At 73.0% G+C, this 19,182-nt stretch carries 14 protein-coding genes, 1 tRNA gene and 1 pseudogene; 10 read left to right on the top strand and 6 right to left on the bottom strand.

Features of this window, described 5'->3' with window-relative positions; genetic code table 11:
- The first annotated feature begins 28 nt into the window (after positions 1 to 28).
- The 3 genes from EV384_RS10805 to EV384_RS10795 all read left to right on the top strand — a co-directional run bounded on the left by EV384_RS10805 (position 29) and on the right by EV384_RS10795 (position 1,491).
- Positions 29 to 691 carry an HNH endonuclease signature motif containing protein gene (locus EV384_RS10805; RefSeq protein ID WP_207232291.1) on the top strand — a complete coding sequence of 221 codons (663 nt, stop codon included), beginning with the start codon at positions 29 to 31 and terminating at the stop codon, positions 689 to 691.
- A 118-nt stretch (positions 692 to 809) separates the two neighbouring features.
- A tRNA-Leu gene (locus tag EV384_RS10800) sits at positions 810 to 895 on the top strand.
- Between the two features lie 56 nt (positions 896 to 951).
- Complete coding sequence (locus EV384_RS10795; RefSeq protein WP_130340430.1) at positions 952 to 1,491, top strand: GNAT family N-acetyltransferase; 540 nt, start codon at positions 952 to 954, stop codon at positions 1,489 to 1,491.
- A gap of 352 nt (positions 1,492 to 1,843) precedes the next feature.
- Here the strand turns inward: EV384_RS10795 and EV384_RS10790 are convergent.
- Positions 1,844 to 2,649 (bottom strand): annotated as a pseudogene (locus EV384_RS10790) (MOSC domain-containing protein).
- Entirely contained in the window at positions 2,646 to 3,479 is an 834-nt protein-coding gene (locus EV384_RS10785) for an O-methyltransferase (protein WP_130332535.1), read from the bottom strand. Before EV384_RS10785 ends, EV384_RS10790 begins: the two are co-directional and overlap by 4 nt.
- 111 nt (positions 3,480 to 3,590) lie before the next feature.
- Between EV384_RS10785 and EV384_RS10780 the strand changes: the two genes are divergently transcribed.
- Positions 3,591 to 4,664, top strand: a complete 1,074-nt coding sequence (locus EV384_RS10780; protein WP_130332533.1) for an LCP family protein — start codon at positions 3,591 to 3,593, stop codon at positions 4,662 to 4,664.
- A gap of 72 nt (positions 4,665 to 4,736) precedes the next feature.
- Here the strand turns inward: EV384_RS10780 and EV384_RS10775 are convergent, their stop codons facing one another.
- The 4 genes from EV384_RS10775 to EV384_RS10760 form a co-directional block, all read right to left on the bottom strand.
- A complete protein-coding gene (locus EV384_RS10775) occupies positions 4,737 to 6,170 on the bottom strand; it encodes a sugar transferase (RefSeq protein ID WP_242624456.1) in 1,434 nt (477 codons plus the stop codon).
- A gap of 287 nt (positions 6,171 to 6,457) precedes the next feature.
- Positions 6,458 to 7,375: a glycosyltransferase family 2 protein gene (locus tag EV384_RS10770; RefSeq protein WP_207232290.1), complete on the bottom strand. Its 918-nt coding sequence runs from the start codon at positions 7,373 to 7,375 to the stop codon at positions 6,458 to 6,460.
- Positions 7,376 to 7,634: 259 nt separating this feature from the next.
- Positions 7,635 to 9,173 carry an O-antigen ligase family protein gene (locus EV384_RS10765; RefSeq protein ID WP_165439915.1) on the bottom strand — a complete coding sequence of 513 codons (1,539 nt, stop codon included), beginning with the start codon at positions 9,171 to 9,173 and terminating at the stop codon, positions 7,635 to 7,637.
- Positions 9,174 to 9,265: 92 nt separating this feature from the next.
- Entirely contained in the window at positions 9,266 to 11,134 is a 1,869-nt protein-coding gene (locus tag EV384_RS10760) for a trypsin-like peptidase domain-containing protein (RefSeq protein WP_130332527.1), read from the bottom strand.
- A 255-nt stretch (positions 11,135 to 11,389) separates the two neighbouring features.
- On the opposite strand from EV384_RS10760, the gene EV384_RS10755 reads away from it, so the two are divergent.
- Genes EV384_RS10755 through hutH form a run of 6 tightly spaced genes read left to right on the top strand, consistent with a single transcriptional unit; the run spans position 11,390 to position 19,158 of the window.
- Complete coding sequence (locus tag EV384_RS10755; RefSeq protein ID WP_130332525.1) at positions 11,390 to 12,244, top strand: MurR/RpiR family transcriptional regulator; 855 nt, start codon at positions 11,390 to 11,392, stop codon at positions 12,242 to 12,244.
- A 12-nt stretch (positions 12,245 to 12,256) separates the two neighbouring features.
- Complete coding sequence (gene hutU, locus EV384_RS10750) at positions 12,257 to 13,912, top strand: urocanate hydratase (protein WP_130332523.1); 1,656 nt, start codon at positions 12,257 to 12,259, stop codon at positions 13,910 to 13,912.
- Positions 13,909 to 15,108 carry an allantoate amidohydrolase gene (locus tag EV384_RS10745; RefSeq protein WP_130332521.1) on the top strand — a complete coding sequence of 400 codons (1,200 nt, stop codon included), beginning with the start codon at positions 13,909 to 13,911 and terminating at the stop codon, positions 15,106 to 15,108. Before hutU ends, EV384_RS10745 begins: the two co-directional genes overlap by 4 nt.
- On the top strand, positions 15,105 to 16,457 hold the full coding sequence (locus EV384_RS10740) for a formimidoylglutamate deiminase (RefSeq protein WP_130340425.1): 1,353 nt from the start codon (positions 15,105 to 15,107) through the stop codon (positions 16,455 to 16,457). The genes EV384_RS10745 and EV384_RS10740 overlap by 4 nt, the downstream gene beginning before the upstream one ends.
- Positions 16,454 to 17,632: an imidazolonepropionase gene (hutI, locus tag EV384_RS10735; protein ID WP_130332519.1), complete on the top strand. Its 1,179-nt coding sequence runs from the start codon at positions 16,454 to 16,456 to the stop codon at positions 17,630 to 17,632. The genes EV384_RS10740 and hutI overlap by 4 nt, the downstream gene beginning before the upstream one ends.
- Entirely contained in the window at positions 17,620 to 19,158 is a 1,539-nt protein-coding gene (hutH, locus tag EV384_RS10730) for a histidine ammonia-lyase (RefSeq protein ID WP_130332517.1), read from the top strand. The genes hutI and hutH overlap by 13 nt, the downstream gene beginning before the upstream one ends.
- The last annotated feature ends 24 nt before the right edge of the window (positions 19,159 to 19,182 follow it).

The raw sequence follows: 19,182 nt of genomic DNA, 5'->3' as shown, positions 1-19,182 counted from the left end.
TGTCGTACGCCGCCGCTACGGTGCGCGTGTGGTTCGGTACAAGTACACGCCTGAGGTGCTCGCCGAGGCCGCCGCGAGCGAGCACAGCATTGCCGGGGTGATGCGGGCGCTCGGTGTGCGGATCAGCGGCGGGTCGCACGCGCACATCAGCCGACAGTTGAAGCGCTTCGGCATCGACACCTCGCACTTCACCGGCAGTGCGCACAACAAGGGGCAACGCGGCCCACGACGGACCAGCTCGTCGCAGTTGCTGCTACGTCTGCCGACCGGGTTCCGCCGCACACCTGGCACTCGTTTGAGATGGGCACTGCACGACATCGGCGTCCCAGAGGAGTGCGAGGAGTGCGGCGTCGGACCGACCTGGCGTGGGCGGGCACTCACCCTGCACGTGGATCACGTGAATGGCGACTTCCTCGACAACCGGCCACCCAACTTGCGGATACTCTGTCCGAACTGTCACAGCCAGACCGATACCTACGCCGGTCGGAACAAGAGCGGTCGTTCTCCGGGCGACCAAGGCTCAGCCACCCCATCGGACCTCGCCCGCAGTTCGCCCGCCGCTTCCGGTGGACCAGGTGGAGGATCTGATCGCTCCGCAGGCTTTCAGATCAACCTCGAACTTCCCGCACGCCGAGACCGTCATCCGTCATGCCCTGGCGAACCCAGAGCTCGGTCCGCGGAATTTCGCTGACGTCGTCAAGGCAGCCTCCGCCGGGGAGTGCGTCGTCAGCCATGGGACGGTGTCCAACATCCTGCGGCGGGCGGGACTACACACCGCCTCCGCGAGACGCTCTAAACTCATCGCGTCGGCGGGAGTGGCGGAACGGCAGACGCGCAGGCCTTAGGAGCCTGTGTCCGAGAGGACGTGGGGGTTCGAAACCCCTCTCCCGCACCATCGGTGGTGTCATGAACGTCACTGTCGGGGCCGCCCGCCCCCGGTCTTCCAGCAGGATGTCGCAGGTGAGCCTGCGTTTCACACTGGATCCCGATCTCACCCCCGCGCTGCGCGAGCAGATCGTCTCCCTCTGGGTGGACGTCACCAACGCCGGCGGCGCGGTGGGCTTCGTCGCCCCGGTGACCGCGGCCGAGGTACGGCCGATGGCCGAGGCCACCTTCGCCGACATCGCCGACGGGCCGGACCGGCTGCTGGTCGGCTACGAGGGCGACCGGCCGGTCGGCATCCTGGTGATCTGCGACAACCGGTTCCATCTCAAGACGCACTACCGGGTGCTCAAGCGGGTGATGGTCCACCCCGACACCCAGGGCCACGGGTACGGCGCCGCGCTGATGCGCGAGGCCGAGCGGCTCGGTCATGAACTGGGCCTGGCGGGGCTGCACGTGACCGTCCGGGGCGGGCTCGGCCTGGAGTCGTTCTACGACCGGCTCGGCTACCGGGAGGTGGGCCGGCTGCCCGGCGCGCTGCGGCTCGCTCCCGGCGACGACCGGGACGAGGTCTTCATGTGGCTCGACCTGCACCGCCCGGCGGCCTGACGCCCGGGCCCCGGGTTTCCCGGGACGTGATCATCGAGTCCCGGCCGATCCGTCGGTCGCTGGCGTCGTGCGCCTCGGCAGCAGGCGGGCGACGGCCCGCCGGAGGACCTTCTGCCGTGGGGCAAGCCGGCGGGTGGACGCTCCAAAGGTCCTACGAAGCTGATGTCGTGGATGAATCGCCACCGTCGACGGGGGCTCGCCGCCCTGCGTCCCGCTCTGATTCGTTCACGTCATCAGCTTCGTAGCGCGCGACCAGGACACCCCACCGGACATCCGGGCCTCGGTCGCCGGAGCGGGCGCGCGCCAGGTCAACCACCGCAGACGGCCGGGCCGGCGGTGTCACGCGACGTGGTCAGTCGAGCAGGGTCACCGGATCGCCGACGTGCACCTCACCCGGCCCGTCGGGGACCAGGTGGAGGCCGAAGAGGAGCTTCTGGCCGATGTTGCGGTGCCGGGCGAGGGTGCGCAGCGGCTCCTTGCCGCGTACCCCGGTCTCCTGGTCGGTGGTGGTGACCAGGCAGCGGTCGCAGGGCCCGGCGGCGCGGAGGACGGCCGATCCGACGCGGAGCCGGCGGCCGGCCCACCCGTCCTCCGCCCAGGCCTCGGCCCCCTCGACCACCAGGTTGGGGCCATCGGCACCGGCGGCTCGCCCGCCTCGGCCAGCCAGCCGTTGAGCGCGTCGAGCGAGGCCGTGCCGGCCAGCAGCAGCGGGTACTCGTCGGCGAAGCTGACCTGGTCGCCGGTGTCGTGGTCCCGCTCGCCGGGGTTCATGTGCCGGGTGGGCTCGCCCAACCAGACCAGCCGCACCGGCCGGCCGAGCAGCGCGCCGAGCCAGTCGTCCGCGGCCGGCCCGGCGGGCAGCGCGGGCACCGGCAGCCGGCTGCGGAACACCCGCACCAGGACCGGCTCGGCCGTGGCCGGCTCGGGCACGTCCAGGTCGGGGCGGTCCGGGGCGCGCAGCACCAGCCCGCCGTCGCGCGGGACGGCGCGCAGGGTGACCAGCTCGGTGGCCTCCCGCTGGGTGACGCCGACGCCGTGCTCGTCGAGCACCATCCAGCGCCGGTCGCCGGCCAGGCCCCACGGTTCGACCCGGGCGCCGTCGTGGTCGAGCCGGTGGCAGCCCTTGATCGGGTACGTGTGGACGGCGGCGAGCCTCACCAGGCCACCCCGATCCCGTCGCCCGGATACCAGTGCCGGGCCGGTGTCTCGCGGTAGGCGAGGAAGCGTCGCCCGGTCCGTTCGGCGTGCTCGGCGAGGACGTTGGTGACGGTGACGTTGTCGGTGAGCAGCATCGCGCCGGGGGCGAGCTTCGCCTCCACGGCCTCGAACTCGCTCTTCTCGTGCACCCGGCTGTGGTCGCTGTCGTGCAGGAACAGGTCGACCGGGCGGTCCAGCGCGCCGATCGAGGCGACCGAGTCCCCGATCACCAGGTCGACCACGTCGGCCCAGGGCGTCGCCCGGGCCAGGTAGCCGGCCTCGGGGTTGATGTCCAGCGAGGTGAGCCGGCCGGGGTGCCCCTCGGCGGTGTTGCGCAGCAGCGCGGCGGCCAGCACGCAGCTGCCCAGCCCCTTGTCCACGCCGGTCTCGACGACGTGTGCGGGCTTGCGGGCGCGGACGATGGCGTACCAGCCGATCCGACGGGCGTACCGGACGTGCTTGTCGGCCAGGCCGCGGCGGGACGCGGCGGCGGTGGCCCGCTCGATGTGCCCGCGCAGCTCCTCGTCGGTCTCGATCTCGTTGAGGTAGGCCCGGACCTGCTTGACCGGGACGTCGCAGACGACGCTGACGAACCAGGCGAGGTGGTGCCGGCTCAGCTTGGTCAGCTCGTACGTGTAGTTGTGGTGCTCACGCGAGGTGACCAGCCAGCGGGCGGAGGTGCGCAGCACCTTGGCGTCGTGCCGGGCGACCCGGGCCAGCCGCTTCGGGAAGGCGGCGACCGGAGCCAACGGGGTACGGGCGATGGCCCGCCGGAGTTTCGTTGCGTCCACGGGAGGGTTCTATCAGGCGGAGGGGGTCGCTGACGATGAAAAGTTCTTTGCCACCCGGCCGTCCGGCGGAGCGGGTACGCGGGCGGCTCGGGCGCTCAGTAGCATCGCGGCATGTCGTATCGCGGTCAGTACGTCGATCCTCAGCCTTTTCACCATCCGCTGGACCAGGTCGACGGTCCGTCTCAGTTGGAACCGGGTGAGCGGCAACGACCCCGGCGCCGGTGGAAGCGGATCGTCCTGATCACCGCGTTGGTGGTGGCGCTACTTGGAGGCGGCGGCCTGGTCGCCGGAGGGATCTATCTGAAGTCCGTCGAGTCCGGCATCGATCGGGTCGACGCCTTCGCTGGCGTGCCCGAGGAGGGGCGCCCGGTGGCCGGGGCCCAGGGCGCACAGAACATCCTGATGCTGGGCAGCGACTCCCGTGACCCGGAGAAGACCTCGGGGTCGCGGACGGACACGATCATCGTGGCCCACCTTCCCGCCGACCGGAAGAGCGCTCAGCTGATCTCCATCCCCCGGGACACCTGGGTGCCGGTGCCGCGATCGGCGGACGGTCAGCACGGCGGGCGGGACGCGAAGATCAACGCTGCCTTCGCCTGGGCCGGCGTCCCGCTCATGGTGCAGACGGTGGAGAAGTTCACGGGGGTCCGGATCGACCACGTGGCGATGATCGACTTCGCCGGCTTCAAGGACATCATCGACGCCCTCGGCGGCGTGGAGGTCAACGTGGAGAAGTCGTTCACCTCGATCCACCCGCCGTACCGTTCCTTCACGGCCGGGCTGCAGCAGCTCGACGGCGAGGCGGCGCTGGACTACTCCCGCCAGCGCAAGCAGTTCGCGGACGGGGACTTCGCCCGAATCCGGCACCAGCAGCAGGTGATCAAGGCGATCCTGGACAAGGCCGCCTCCGGTGGCATCCTCACCAACCCGGCGAAGCTGAACTCCTTCGTCAAGGCGACGTCGAACTCGGTGTCGGTGGACAAGAACATGTCGTTGCTGGACATGGCGAACCAAATGCGCGGGGTTCGCGGCAGCAACCTGTCCTTCCTCACCAGCCCGACGAAGGGCACCGGCCGGCGGGGCAGCGAGAGCGTGGTGCTGGCCGACCCCGAGCGGGTTGATGCCTGCTACGACGCGGTACGCCGGGACGCGGTCGAGGAGATCAAGCAGTACGCCCGTAAGTGACCCGGGTACGCCGCCCCGGCGGCCGGCAGGTGCCGGCGGCCGGGGCGGCGGGCTGTCCGGGGTCCGACGTGTCTAGTAGGCGCCGCGCCGGGCCAGCACCACGCTCACCGTGCGCCACAGGATCCCGAGGTCGTAGGCCAGGGACCAGTTGTCGACGTAGTGCAGGTCCAGGCGCACCGCGTCGTCCCAGCTGAGGTCGGACCGGCCGGAGATCTGCCAGAGCCCGGTGATGCCGGGGCGGACCAGCAGTCGCCGCCGCACGTCCCCCTGGTAGTCGTCGTCGTCGGTGGGCAGCGGCCGCGGGCCGACCAGCGACATCTGGCCGGTCAGCACGTTGATCAGCTGAGGCAGCTCGTCCAGCGACAGCGCGCGCAGGTGCTTGCCGATCGGGGTGACCCGTGGATCGTCACGGATCTTGAAGAGCAGCCCGTCGCTCTCGTTCTGCTCCTTCAGCGCCTCCAGCCGCTGCTCCGCGTCGGTGTACATGGTGCGGAACTTCCAGACCTTGAATGCCTTGCCCTTGTGCCCGATGCGGGTCTGCCGGAACATCACCGGCCCCGGGTCGGTCAGCTTGATGGTGAGCGCGATGCCGAGCAGCACCGGGCTCAGCAGGATCAGACCGACCAGCGCGGTGATCCGGTCGAGTGTCGCCTTGGCCACCAGCGACAGGCCGGACAGGGTCGGTTCCTCCACGGTCAGCAGCGGCAGGCCGTCGATCGGGCGGACGTGGATGCGGGGACCGGTGACGTCGGTGACCTGGGGCACCACGACCAGGTCCAGGCCCGTGCCCTCGATCTGCCAGGCCAGCTTGCGCAGCTCGTACGACTCCAGGCTGGCCGGCCCGCAGACGGCGATGGTGTCCGCGCCGATCTCCTGCACGAGCGGCACCAGCTCCCAGCCCACATAGACCGGGACGGGCGCGGTGACCGCCTCGCCGGGGCGCGGATGATGCGGCAGGTGGATGGCGATCGGACGCAGCCCGGCCCCGGGGTTGCGGACGGCCACGTCGTAGAGGGCCAGCGCGTCGGAGAGCTTCCCCACCAGCAGGATCTTCTGCGACGCGTGCGGCCCGGTCCGGCGCAAATGGTGCAGCACGCAGCGGGCCACGAACCGACCCAGCAGCGTGTAGAGCAGGGCGGCCAGGACGACGAGGAGCACCGTCAAGCGGGACAGGTCCTTCTTGAAGCCGAGCGCCAGCAGGGACACGGTGGCGGCCATCGCGATGTCGGCCCGCACCACCCGCTTGAGCTCCTCGGTGCCGATGCCCAGCGCCCGGCGGTCGTACGCGCCGCAGGCGGCCAGCAGCAACAGCCATCCAACCGGGATGCCAAGGTTGGCCACCAGCACGAAGACCCCGTCGACCCTGCCGGGTGCGGCCGGGTCACGGAATCCGGCATCGGCCTCTTCGAGCAGGCTGACCGCGGTCCGGCTGGCGGCGAGGGCGGCGAGCAGGTCGAGCAGGAGCAGCCAGAGGACGTACGGCCGGTGCCAGGTCACCCGGGGGATGGCCGGACGCCCGAAGGCGGACCGGGCGAAGCCGTTCGACGGTGTGATGACACCGGCGTCGTGGTGGCCCGCCGCCCCCGGCCGGGCGGAGTGTTGCGCGGGCACCCTGGTGTGCAGAGACACGATCGTCCTTCCTGCGTCAGCCCCCGTGGGAGATCGCGACGTGCACCTTAAGCGGAGAGAGGGCTTCTGACCAGTGGCGTTTCGGTCGGTCGTGCGTCGTGCAGCAGGATGCACGGGCAGGCCAGGCTAGGAACTCCGACCGGAATCGAGCGAGGCGTTCGGCCTCACTTGTCGAGAGCAGTGACCAGCGACTTGCCCAGTTCGCTCACCGCGCGGACCGACACCATGGTCAGCGCCAGGCCTGGGATTCGTGGGCGGCTGTAGGTGTTGATCAGCCGGTACCAGACCGCCAGGCCAGCGAGACGCTTGCGGCTGATGTTGCCGCCGTGCCGGTGGAACTGCACCACGGGGTGCGCCAGGTGGGTCAGGTGGACCCCATTTGCCAGGGCACGCAGTACCAGTTCCACATCCACCTTGATGGGGGTGCCCTCGTCGTACCCGCCGAGCCCGACCAGCAGCTCCCGCTCCATCGTCATCCCCGAGTGCTTGAACGGCAGGCGGGGCCGGATCAGCACCGACCAGAGCATCCGCCGGGGGGACGGGTAGGACGGCAGCCGGATGACCCGGCCGGAGGCGCTGGCGAGCTCCTCGTAGTCGGTGTAGATCCAGCGGGCTCGGGTGCGGGTGAGGAACTCGTGGATCCGGCTCAGGCCGTCCTGGGCAAGCTCGTCGTCGGAGTCGAGAACGGTGACGTACCGGCCACGGGCGACCCTCAGCGCGGTGTTGCGGGCGGCGCTGATGCCCGAGGGCCGCTGCCGTACCAGCCGGATCCGCTCGTCGGCGAGCAGGCCCGCCTCCGCCAGCCCCTCCTGCACCGGCACGGAGGAGCCGTCGTCCACGATGACCACCTCGTAGTCGGCGAACCCGCCAGCGAGGATGCTGCGCACGGACTTGACCAGCAGGGCCGGGCGGTCGCGGACGGCGATGCAGACCGAGATTGCGGGTGCAACGCGGCGGACCGGCTCGGCCAGACCGACGGTGGGCGCGTCGATTCCCGGTAGGGGCGGTATGTGCCCGTACGGCAGGGGACGCCGCACGGCGCCACCCAGCGACTCGGCCGGGATGGCGGGGGGAAGGGCCATCATCGACGGTCGACGCTTGCTCCAGCCGGCGTCAGCACGACCTCGTCGTCCTGGCCCGGCACCTGACCTGGTACTCCCATACCTTCCGCCACCCCCGTGTGCGTCTGCCGCAGCAAGGTCGTACCGACCACCTGCCGCGGACGTGCTCCGCGTGATGCATGCCGGTCACGTGCCGTCGCATGGCAAGACGGATTGTACGCAGCCGGCCGATCGCCGCACTACCACCGAAGAGATGAGCTACCGGTGTGACTTCGGGTGGTCACCGTCCGTCGGTCCGCCGCCGTGCCCGCAGGGCGAGGGCCAGGATCTCGTCGGTGGCGAGGATTCGGGTGTCGATGTCGCTGACGTCCGACCGGTCGCGGACGACCGGCAGCATGGCGGTCTCCGCGGTGTAGACCGACGCCTCCTCCTCCCGGGAACGGCGCCAGGCCCACCAGGCAACACCGAGGATCGTCCAGAACAGGGGCGGCAGAAGTGCCCCCTCGAAGGCGGGCGAGAGGGTGGCGACGATGCAGGCGAAGACCATCGCGGCGACGCCCCACACCGCCGCCACGGGCGGCGTACGGGTGGTACGCCTGGGGCCGCGGGCCGTCCGGGGCAGCAGCGGGCGGACAACGAAGAAAAGCCAGATCACGTACGCGATCAGCCCGATGACGCCGGCCTCCATGACGAGGTGCAGCCAGAACGAGTCAACCTGCGGTGCCGGAACGCCGGCGGGGCTCAGGACGTCCGGGCCGAACTTCGGGTTCCTGTGCCAGTCGGGGTTGCTCTTCTCGGCGACGAGGCCGCCGAACTGGCCGATGCCGAACCCGAGGAGTGGCTGGCGGGGCAGGATGTCGGCGGCCTGCTGCACGTCGAGCACCCGGATCTCCCGCTCCAGGGCCGGGGCTCCACTGGGCATGGGCGCGGACCCGGTCGCCGGCGGGCTCGTCCGGCCTGCGACGCCGAGCTGGTGGTAGCTGCCGGAGAAGGCACTGCCCAGCCGCCGTTCCCATCCGGCGTGGTCGTCCGTGGTCGCGACGATGTGCGCCACGGTACAGAGCACCACGATGAGGCAGACGCCGAGTACCCGGCGCCGGTTCCCCTTCACGAGGACGGCGATCAGCGTCCCTGCGACGAGCACACCCAGCAGCGACTCACCGGACTGGCTGGCCGACAGCGCCAGCGCCACCAGGGCCGCCACCGCCCACCAGCCGAAGCGGACCCGCGGGTGCACCGCCACCCAGGCGACGAAGCCGAGCAGGGCGAGTCCGAGCAGATGTCCGAGGTAGTCCGGGTGGGGTTGCAGGCCCTGGGCCCTGCCCTGGTCCGCCCAGGCCATGTCCGCCACGCCGACGGCGCGGTATGCCGGCTGACCCAGCAGCATCTGCATCAGCGCGAGCAGCACGTTGAGTCCGACGACGAAGGCCGCCACGAGCAGCACCCGACGGATCATGACGCGGTCGAGGTCGGCCGCCCGGAATGCGTAGAAGACCAGCACACCGCGGAAGTAGACGAGGATCCCTTGGCCGATCAGACCCACCGAGGAGTCGTTGACGACACCGGCCAGCACCATCACCAGACCGAGCACGAGCAGAGCGAGGTCCGCCCCGGTACGGAACCGTGCCCACTGCCGGTCCATGGCGACCTTCACCAGCGTGATCACGGCGAGCGCCAGGTAGAGAACGTTCCTGAGCTGCTCGAGCCATGCGGCCCCGCTCTCGACGTGGCCCCGGACGTCCTCGCTGCCCGGTCCGCTGAGGACCTGCACCCAGGTTTCGAGAAGCACCTGCACCAGCAGGACGCCGACGATCGCCACGATGGCGACCGAGAGCGGGCGCGAGACGGACCGTGGCCGGGAGTTTGCGCCTACCGGGCGGCGTCCGGCCGGCGACGCGGTGGCGTCGGCGCTCATCGGTACCGCCGACCCAGTGTCGCGACCAGCAGCACAAGCAAGATCAGCAGGGCACCGCCCGCTCCCGCGAGCAGCCACCAGGCCCAGGCGGGCGCGCTGGCCGGGACGGCCTCCATCTGCTGCCGGTTGAGGGCGTTCTCCCGGTACGCCTGCGCCAGCGGGTTGCCGGGCTCCCGCTCGACGACCGTCCCGAGCTGAGCGACGGCGGTCGGGTACCGGCCGGTGAAGTACGCGTCGAGCCCGCTGCGGTAGAGCCTGTCCGGCTCGCCCAGGGCACCGGTCACCCCGGCGTCGCCCATCACGCCGGTGAAGGCTGACGCCGGTACCACCACTCGGTTCGCTCGGTCGGGTCGCGTCAGGTCCTGGTCGAGCATGCCGATGACGCGGCCGGCCGGGTCTATCGCGATGCCGCCGTGAGAGGCGCGACCGAGATCGTCTCCGATCCGCCACGTCGACAGGCTGCCCCGCCGCCCCACACCGGCGATCTTCGCCATCTTCGCTCGGGGCGTGTAGGTGGCGTTGCGGGACCCGCTGTCGTCCGTGCCGAACCCGGCGATCAGCAGGGAACCGGCGTCGGTGACCGTCGCCGAAGGGTTGAACTCTGCTGCGGGCAGGTTCTGCCGGCCCAGCTTCACCAGCGCGACGTTGCCCGTGTCGGCCGCCTGCGCCTTGACCAGCTCGCCTGGGGCGGCCGGGTCGCCGATGACGTTGCCCTTGGCGTTGTTGAACTGTACGGAGAGCTGGATGCTCGGCTCGGCGGTCGCGTCGATCCCGGTGAATCGGGTCTTCGCGAGGTTGGCCGAGATGTAGCCCGGCACTGCACCGGCATCGAGCTTCCTCTCCCGCACCAGTGCCTGGGCGACCGCGTCGAGGGCGACCTGCCGCGCGACCTCCTCTGACGGCTTCACGCAGGAACTGCTCGTGAGGACGTAGCCGTCCGGGTTTATCACGAACCCAGTACACCGACGGTTGAAGACGGTCGGGGACGTGCGCACGAGGGCGTTGGTCGTCCGGTCGCGCAGGTAGCCGGTGACCACCGCCTCGATGAAAACCAGCGACGGCCCGGCGACTGCGAGTGCGCGCTCCTGCGGGCTCGACGGCGTGAATTGCCCCCAGGGCCGGAGCCCGGCGGCAGCCGGGGCGTCGGTCGGAAAGACCGCGGGCACCGCCGCGGACGGAGTCGTCCCGCCGCGGCCCCCGGCCCAGGCGGAGACGCCACCGAACGCGGCGACTATCCCCAGGACGAGAGCGGTGACCGTGAGCCACAGCCCGGTGCCGCGCCCGGCTGTCCCGGAAGGCTCGATGCGGCGTACCGGCGCTGGGAAGGGGTCGGCCGGCGGGGAGTCGGTGGACTTCGCGGCCGGGGCGGGCGACGTCGGGACGGCCTCCGGGCCCTGTTGCTGCGGGACCACGGCGGCGTGCATCGCCCACGGGACGTGGGGTGGGCCCAAGGTCGGGTCCGGCGGGCCGGAGACCGACAGCGGCGCCCCGGCGACCGGCTGCGACGGCGCGGAAACCGTGCCGGTCGCCGGGATCAGGACGTCGGCGCGCGACTCCAAGGGGTGCAGGTCCATGCCGAGGGTCTGGAAGAGGCGCTGGGCACCTATCCCCTCCTCTGAGGGGTACGCCACCCAGGGGTGGGCGGCGGCGAGGTCGGCGTTGACGTAGCGTTGCCCGCCCGGCGCCTGGGCCATCGCGTTCGCCGCGTTGGCGAACGCCTCCCGCCAGGGCGGGTCGGCCGCCGCGGCGCCCTCGAGCATGGCCACCGTCACCAGCCGATCCTGCCCGTCGACGGCCCACCACGCCGTGCCCACCTGGCAGACGCCGAGCGCCTCGGTGAACCTGTACGGACCAACCGGCTGCATGCCCCAACTCCTCTGCTCACCCGCCGTGCGGATAGTACAGAGAAGCCGCCCGTCGCTCCGCCCGCCGGTCAGCGTCCCGATAGCTGCCGGGACGGTGGCCAACCAGCGGTCAGCCGACGGCGGTGGCCGGGTCCGGATCCGGCGACCAGGTAACCCGCCGGGATTCCCTGTGGACCCCCCTCGCTGCACAGGTCGGCGGGCCGTCCGGCCGAGGTCGTGATTGCCTTTGAAAGTTTTGATGCATAGAGTCACGCCATGAATGAAAGCGCTGTCGTCGCAGCGCCGACCGATCGGGTACTGGACCTCTTCCATGGGGTCCGGCTCACCCCCACCCAGCGCCGGATCGCGCACTGCCTGGTGCAGCACGCCGGGGCGGTGGCGTACCTGTCGGCGGCGGAGGTCGCCGAGCTGGCCGGGGTCAGCCAGCCGTCGGTGACCCGGTTCGCGATGACGCTCGGCCACGACGGCTACCCGGCGCTGCGCCGCCGCCTGCGGGAGCTGACCGCCGCCGCGGCCGTCGACCCGGCCGACGCCGGCAACGAGCTCCAGCGGGCCGTCCGCGCCGAGATCGGCAACCTCGACCGGCTGGCCGGGCAGCTCGCCGACCGGGAGCGGATCGCCGCGGTCGGCCAGCAGCTGGCCGCCAGCCGCCCGCTGCCGGTGCTCGGGCTGCGCGCCGCCGCCCCGCTGGCCGCGTACTTCGCCTACTTCGCCGCGAAGGTGCACCCGGACGTCCGGGTGCTGGACGACGGCGGCAGCCTGCTCACCGACCGCCTCGAGCAGGCCGCGGCGGCCGGCGCGACCGCGCTGCTCGCCTTCGTGCTGCCCCGCTACCCGCGCGAGACCCTCGACGCGCTGCGCGAGGCCCGGGACGCCGGACTGACGGTGGTGGCGATCACCGACTCCCCGGTCAGCCCCGCCACCGAGCACGCCGAGGTGGTGCTCCCCGCCGCCGTCGGCACCGATCTGGTTTTCGACCTGCACACCGCCCCGATGACCCTGGCCATGGTGGTGCTCCAGGCGATCTGCGACGCCGCCCCGGCCGACACCCAGGCCCGGCTCGAGGCGTTCGAGTCGTCCGCCGCCCGTCGTCAGTTGTTCCTCGGCTGAGAGGAGTACGAGATGCACCAGCCCGTCCGCGCCGCCCGCGGCACCGCACGTACCGCGAAGGGGTGGCCGCAGGAGGCCGCCCTGCGGATGCTGATGAACAACCTCGACCCGGAGGTGGCCGAACGCCCCGACGACCTGGTCGTCTACGGCGGCACCGGGAAGGCCGCGCGGGACTGGCCGTCGTACCACGCCCTGGTGCGGACGCTGACCGACCTGCGCGACGACGAGACGATGCTGGTGCAGTCCGGCCGCCCGGTGGGGGTCATGCGGACCCACGAGTGGGCGCCCCGGGTGCTGCTGGCCAACTCGAACCTGGTCGGCGACTGGGCCACCTGGCCGGAGTTCCGCCGCCTGGAGCAGCTCGGCCTGACCATGTACGGGCAGATGACCGCCGGCTCGTGGATCTACATCGGCACCCAGGGCATCCTCCAGGGCACCTACGAGACGTTCGCCGCCGTCGCCGCGAAGCGGTTCGCCGGCACCCTGGCGGGGACGCTGACCCTGACCGCCGGCTGCGGCGGGATGGGCGGGGCGCAGCCCCTGGCGGTCACCATGAACGGTGGCGCCTGTCTGATCGTGGACGTGGACCGGACCCGGCTGGACCGCCGGGTGCACGACCGGTACCTGGACGAGGTCGCCGACTCCCTCGACGACGCCGTCGAGCGGGTGCTGGCCGCGAAGCGGGAGCGCCGGGCGCTGAGCGTCGGCGTGGTCGGCAACGCGGCGACGGTCTTCCCGGAGCTGCTGCGCCGGGGCGTGGAGATCGACATCGTCACCGACCAGACCAGCGCGCACGACCCGCTGTCGTACGTGCCGGAGGGGGTGGAGCTGGCCGACGCCCGGGACTACGCGGCGGCGAAGCCGGCCGACTTCACCGACCGGGCCCGGGCCTCGATGGCGAAGCACGTCGAGGCGATGGTCGGCTTCCTCGACGCGGGCGCGGAGGTCTTCGACTACGGCAACTCGATCCGCGGCGAGGCGAAGCTCGGCGGGTACGAGCGGGCCTTCGACTTCCCCGGCTTCGTGCCGGCGTACATCCGGCCGCTGTTCTGCGAGGGCAAGGGCCCGTTCCGGTGGGCGGCGCTCTCCGGCGACCCGAAGGACATCGCCGCCACCGACCGGGCCATCCTCGACCTGTTCCCGGAGAACGAGTCCCTTGCCCGGTGGATGCGGATGGCCGGCGAGCGGGTCGCCTTCCAGGGCCTGCCGGCGCGGATCTGCTGGCTGGGCTACGGCGAGCGGGACAAGGCGGGGGTGCGGTTCAACGAGATGGTCGCCTCCGGCGAGCTGTCCGCGCCCGTGGTGATCGGCCGCGACCACCTGGACTGCGGCAGCGTGGCCAGCCCCTACCGGGAGACCGAGGCGATGGCCGACGGCTCCGACGCGATCGCCGACTGGCCGCTGCTCAACGCGCTGGTCAACACGGCCAGCGGGGCGTCCTGGGTCTCCATCCACCACGGCGGCGGGGTCGGCATCGGCCGGTCCATCCACGCCGGCCAGGTCTGCGTCGCCGACGGCAGCGCCCTGGCCGGGCAGAAGATCGAGCGGGTGCTCACCAACGACCCGGCGATGGGCGTGATCCGGCACGTCGACGCCGGCTACGACACCGCCCGCGAGGTCGCCGAGCGGACCGGCGTGCGGGTGCCGATGGCGGAGGGCCCGGCGTGACCGACCTGGCCGGCCGGTTCCGCCGGCTCTGGGACGAGATCGCCCCGGTCGGGCGGGACGCCGGCAGCGGCGGCTACCTGCGCTACGCCCTCACCGAACCGGAGGTGTGGCTGCGGGAGTGGTTCCGTGAGCAGGCCGACCGGCGGGGCATGCCGGTGCACTCCGACGGCAACGGCAATCTCTTCGCCTGGTGGGGCGACCCGGCTGCCGGCGAGGCCGTGCTCACCGGCAGCCACTTCGACTCGGTGCCGCACGGCGGAGCGTACGACGGGCCGCTCGGCATCGTCAGCGCGTTCCTCGCCGTCGACGAGCTGCGGGCCGCCGGGGTCACCCCGGTCCGGCCGGTGGTGGTCGGCGCGTTCGTCGAGGAGGAGGGGGCCCGCTTCGGCGTACCGTGCCTGGGGTCGCGGCTGCTCACCGGGGAGATCGCGGTGGAGCGCGCGGCCGGGCTGCGCGACGCGGCCGGGGTGAGCTTCGCCGACGCGCTGGGTGACCGGCCGGCGGGCGCCGACCCGGCGCTGCTCGGCCGCTTCGCGGCCTTCGTGGAACTGCACGTCGAGCAGGGCCGCGCGCTGGTCGAGCAGGATGCGCCGGTCGCGGTGGCGAGCGCGATCTGGCCGCACGGCCGCTGGCGCTTCGACTTCCACGGCGAGGGCAACCACGCCGGTACGACCCGGATGGTCGACCGCCGCGACCCGATGCTCACGTACGCCTTCACCGTGCTGGCGGCGAACAAGGAGGCCCGGCTGCGCGACGCGCACGCCACCGTGGCCCGGGTGGCGGTGGAGCCGAACGCCACCAACGCCATCCCGTCGAGGGTGACCGGCTGGCTGGACGCCCGGGCGGCCGAGCCGGAGACGCTGCACGGCCTGGTCGAGGCGGTCCGCGCCAAGGCCGCCGAGCGGGCGAGGCGGGACGGCACCGAGCTGGCCCTGACCGAGGAGTCGGCGACGCCGCTGGTAGCGTTCGACGGCGGGCTGGCGAAGCGGCTGGCCACGCTGCTCGACGCGCCGGTGCTGCCGACCGGGGCCGGGCACGACGCCGGGGTGCTGGCCGCGCACCTGCCCACCGCGATGCTCTTCGTGCGCAACCCGACCGGGGTGTCGCACTCCCCGGCCGAGTCCGCCACCGACGCCGACTGCGCGGCCGGGGTGACCGCCCTGGCCCGGGTGCTGGAGGAGCTGGCATGCCGCTGACCCGCTGGCTCGCCGAGTACGCCTGGCTGCCCGACCACGCCGAACCCACCGCCGACGTGCTGATCGAGGCGGAGGACGGCCGGATCACCGCCGTGACGCCGCTGGTCGGCGGCGGCGCCCCGGCCACCGGGGTCGAGGTGCTCCGCGACGCGGTCCGGCTGCCCGGGCTCACCCTGCCCGGGCTGGCCAACGCGCACTCGCACGCCTTCCACCGGGCGCTGCGCGGCCGGACCCACGGCGGCCGGGGCGACTTCTGGACCTGGCGGGACCGGATGTACGACGTCGCGGCCCGCCTGGACCCGGACTCCTACCTGGCCCTGGCCCGGGCCGCGTACGCCGAGATGGCGCTCGCCGGGATCACCTGCGTCGGCGAGTTCCACTACCTGCACCACGGCCCCGACGGACAGCCGTACGCCGACCCGAACGCGATGTCCGCCGCGCTGGTCGAGGCGGCCGCCCACGCCGGCATCCGGCTCACCCTGCTCGACGCTTGTTATCTCACCGCCACCGTGGACGGCGCGCCGCTGGCCGGGCCGCAGCGGCGGTTCGGCGACGGGGACGCGCTGCGCTGGGCGGAGCGGGTCGGCGCCTTCCGGCCGGAGAACGACCACACGCGTGTCGGGGCGGCGATCCACTCGGTCCGCGCGGTGCCGGCCGACCAGCTCGCCACCGTCGCCAATCTGGCCGACCGCGCCGGCGTGCCGCTGCACGTGCACCTCTCCGAGCAGCCCGCCGAGAACGACGCCTGCCGCGCGCTGCACGGCTGCACCCCGACCCGGCTGCTCGCGGACCACGGCGTCCTCGGCCCGGGGACCACCGCCGTGCACGCCACCCACCCCACCAGCGCCGACCTGGCGCTGCTCGGGGAGAGCCGGACCGGCATCTGCCTCTGCCCCACCACCGAACGGGACCTGGCCGACGGGATCGGGCCGGCCCGGCAGATGGCCGAGGCGGGCAGCCCGCTCAGCCTGGGCAGCGACAGCCACGCCGTGGTCGACCTCTTCGAGGAGGCCCGCGCGGTGGAGCTGGACGAACGGCTGCGGACCCGGCGGCGCGGCCACTTCAGCCCCGTCGAGCTGCTGACCGCCGCCACCGTCGCCGGGCACGCCGCGCTGGGCTGGGCGGACGCCGGCCGGCTCGCCGTGGGCGACCGCGCCGACCTGGTCACCGTACGGCTGGACAGCGCCCGCACGGCCGGCGTGCCGCCGGTCGGGGCGTTCTTCGCCGCCACCGCGGCCGACGTCAGCCACGTCGTGGTGGACGGGCGCGTGGTGGTCGCCGACGGACGGCACCTGACGGTGGACGTGCCGGCGGAGCTGCGCGCCGCCATCGGGGAGGTCACCGCATGAGCAGCGTGCTGATCGACGACATCGGCGAGCTGGTCACCAACTCCCCCGGCGAGGGTGAGGCCGGCCCGCTGGGCATCCGCCGGAACGTCGCCCTGCTGGTCGAGGAGGGGCGGGTGGCCTGGATCGGGCCGACCCGGGACGCCCCGGCCGCCGACCGGCGGATCGACGCCGAGGGGGCCGCGGTGCTGCCCGGCTTCGTGGACAGCCACGCCCACCTGGTCTTCGCCGGGGACCGGGCCGCGGAGTTCGCCGCCCGGATGGCCGGGCAGCCGTACACCGGCGGCGGCATCCGTACCACGGTCGGCGCCACCCGGGCCGCCTCGGACGACGAGCTGCGGGCCACCGTGCGCCGGCTCCGCGCCGAGGCGATGCGGCAGGGCACCACCACCATGGAGACCAAGAGCGGGTACGGCCTCACCGTCGCCGACGAGGCCCGCTCGCTGCGGATCGCCGCCGAGGTGACCGAGGAGACCACCTTCCTCGGCGCGCACGTCGTACCCGCCGAGTACGCCGACCGCCCCGACGACTACGTCGGCATGGTGTGCGGGCCGATGCTCGCCGCCGCCGCCCCGTACGCGCGCTGGATCGACGTCTTCTGCGAGCGGGGCGCCTTCGGCGTCAACCACGCCCGGGCCATCCTCGCCTGCGGCCAGGCCGTCGGGCTGGGCGTGCGGGTGCACGCCAACCAGCTCGGCCCCGGGCCGGGCGTCCGGCTCGGGGTGGAGCTCGGCGCGGCCAGCGTCGACCACTGCACCCATCTCAGCGACGCCGACGTCAACGCGCTGGCCGGCTCGCCGACCGTCGCCACGCTGCTGCCCGGGGCGGAGTTCTCCACCCGGTCGCCGTACCCGGACGCCCGCCGGCTGCTCGACGCGGGCGTGACCGTGGCGCTGGCCACCGACTGCAACCCTGGGTCGTCGTACACCTCGTCGATGCCGTTCTGCGTCGCGCTCGCCGTACGCGAGATGCGGATGACCCCGGGGGAGGCGGTCTGGGCCGCGACCGCCGGCGGGGCCGCGGCGCTGCGCCGCGACGACATCGGCCGGCTGCGGCCCGGCGCCCGGGCCGACCTGATGATCCTCGACGCCCCGTCCCACCTGCACCTGGCCTACCGGCCCGGTGTGCCACTGATCCGCCAGGTTCTGCACAACGGAGTCCCGCAATGTCGACCGTAACCATCCAGCCCACCGGAATCTCCCCCGCCGACGTGCTCGCCGTCGCGCGCGGCACCGCCAAGGTCGTCCTCGACCCGTCCACGGTGGACGCGATGGCGACCAGCCGCGCGATCGTGGACGGCATCGAGGCCGCCGGCCGCCCCGTCTACGGCGTCTCCACCGGTTTCGGGGCGCTCGCCAACACCTTCGTCGCGCCCGAGCGGCGGGCCGAACTCCAGCACGCGCTGATCCGTTCGCACGCCGCCGGGGTGGGCGCGCCGATGCCCCGCGAGGTGGTCCGGGCGATGATGCTGCTCCGGGTCCGCTCGCTGGCGCTGGGCCGCTCCGGGGTCCGCCCGCTGGTCGCCGAGGCCCTGGTCGACCTGCTCAACCACGAGGTCACCCCGTGGGTGCCGGAGCACGGCTCGCTGGGCGCCTCCGGCGACCTGGCCCCGCTCGCCCACTGCGCGCTGGTGCTGCTCGGCGAGGGCTGGGTGCTCGGGCCGGCCGGCGAGCGGCTCGACGCGGCCGAGGCACTGCGCCGGGTCGGGCTGGCGCCGATCGAGCTGGCCGCCAAGGAGGGGCTGGCGCTGATCAACGGCACCGACGGCATGCTCGGCATGCTGCTGCTGGCCGTCCACGACGCCCGGCACCTGTTCGCCATGGCCGACGTCACCGCCGCCCTGGCCATCGAGGCGATGCTCGGCTCGGAGCGGCCGTTCCTGCCCGAGCTGCACGCCATCCGGCCGCACCCCGGGCAGGCCACGTCGGCGGCGAACATCCACCGGCTGCTCCAGGACTCGCGGGTGATGGACTCGCACCGGGACGACCTGGCGCACGCCGTGCAGGACGCGTACTCGATGCGCTGCGCGCCGCAGGTGGCCGGCGCGGCCCGGGACACCCTCGACTTCGTCGAGACGGTCGCCGGGCGGGAGCTGCGCTCGGTGGTGGACAACCCGGTGGTGCTGCCGGACGGGCGGGTCGAGTCGACCGGGAACTTCCACGGCGCGCCGCTCGGCTTCGCCGCCGACTACCTGGCCATCGCCGCCGCCGAGGTGGGCGCGATCGCCGAACGCCGGGTCGACCGGCTGCTCGACGTCACCCGCAACCGGGAGTTGCCCGCCTTCCTCTCCCCCGACGCCGGGGTCAACTCCGGCCTGATGATCGCCCAGTACACGGCGGCCGGGATCGTCGCGGAGAACCGCCGGCTCGCCGCCCCCGCCTCGGTGGACTCGCTGCCCACCAGCGGCATGCAGGAGGACCACGTCTCCATGGGCTGGGCGGCGGCCAAGAAGCTGCGCACGGTGCTGGACAACCTGACCAGCCTGCTCGCCGTGGAGCTGCTGGCGGCCGTACGCGGGCTCCAGCTCCGTGCCCCGCTGGAGCCCTCGCCGGCCGGCCGGGCCGCGGTGGCGGCGCTGGGCGGGAGCGCCGGCGAGCCGGGCCCGGACGTCTTCCTCGCCCCGGTGATGGAGGCGGCCCGGGCGGTGCTGGCCGGGCCGGAGCTGCGCGCGGCGATCGAACGCGAGGTCGGCCCACTCGGCTGACCGGTTCCGGAGCCGGGCGATCCA

This window comes from Micromonospora kangleipakensis (assembly GCF_004217615.1).
In the GTDB taxonomy this organism is placed as follows: domain Bacteria; phylum Actinomycetota; class Actinomycetes; order Mycobacteriales; family Micromonosporaceae; genus Micromonospora; species Micromonospora kangleipakensis.
This window is presented reverse-complemented; position numbering and strand designations above follow the sequence as displayed.